General features: G+C 65.3%; 1 protein-coding gene. It reads left to right on the plus strand.

Going from position 1 to position 992, the window contains the following annotated elements:
- Window positions 1–992, plus strand: a 992-nt coding sequence (locus tag MB1_RS24770) for a condensation domain-containing protein (protein ID WP_245650358.1), incomplete at both ends; no start/stop codon positions are given.

The raw sequence follows: 992 nt of genomic DNA on the forward strand, positions 1-992 counted from the left end.
CCTGGATCCGTCCTCCGCGGCCGACAACATCCCCGGTGCCCTCCGGCTGACCGGCGACCTCGACATCGAGATCCTGTCCGCCGCGGTCACCGACGTGATCGGTCGTCACGAGACCCTGCGGACCCGATACCCGGAGATCGACGGCGTCGGCTTCCAGGAGATCCTCGGCGCCGGTGACGTCGCGATCGACCTCACCCCGGTCGACGTGGCCCCGGCCGACCTCGAAGGCGAGGTGCTCGGGATCTTCGGGCGCCCCTTCGACGTCTCGGTCGAGGTGCCGGTCCGGATGCGACTGCTGCGCACCGCGCCATCCGAGTACATCCTCGTGGTCGTTCTGCACCACATCGCCGGCGACGGTCTGTCGCTGTTCCCGTTGACCGTCGACCTGATGGCGGCCTACACGGCGCGCCTGCGCGGCGACACCCCCCAGTGGGTGCCGTTGCCGGTGCAGTATGCGGATTTTGCGTTGTGGCAGCGGGAGGTGTTGGGGTCGGAGTTGGATGCGTCTTCTGTGATTTCGCAGCAGTTGGCGTATTGGGAGTCGGTGTTGGGTGGTGTGCCGGATGAGGTGGAGTTGCCGTGGGATCGGCCGCGTCCGGTGGTGGCGTCGTATCGGGGTGGGCGTGTTGATGATGTGGTGATTGATGCGGGGTTGCATGCGGGGATTTCGGAGTTGGCGCGGCGGTACAACGCGACTCCGTTCATGGTGGTGCATGCGGCGTTGGCGGTGGTGTTGGCGCGGTTGTCGGGTTCGGATGATGTGGTGGTGGGGACGCCTGTGGCGGGGCGTGGTGAGGCTGCGTTGGATCATTTGGTGGGGATGTTTGTCAATACGTTGGTGTTGCGGACGTCGGTGACGGGTTCGATGTCGTTTGCGGATTTGTTGCGTGAGGTGTCGGATTCGGATTTGGGTGCGTTCGGTCATTCGGATGTGCCGTTCGAGCGGTTGGTGGAGGTGTTGAATCCGCCGCGTTCGCAGGGGCGGCATCCGC

The organism is Millisia brevis NBRC 105863 (genome assembly GCF_001552615.1).
GTDB lineage: Bacteria > Actinomycetota > Actinomycetes > Mycobacteriales > Mycobacteriaceae > Millisia > Millisia brevis.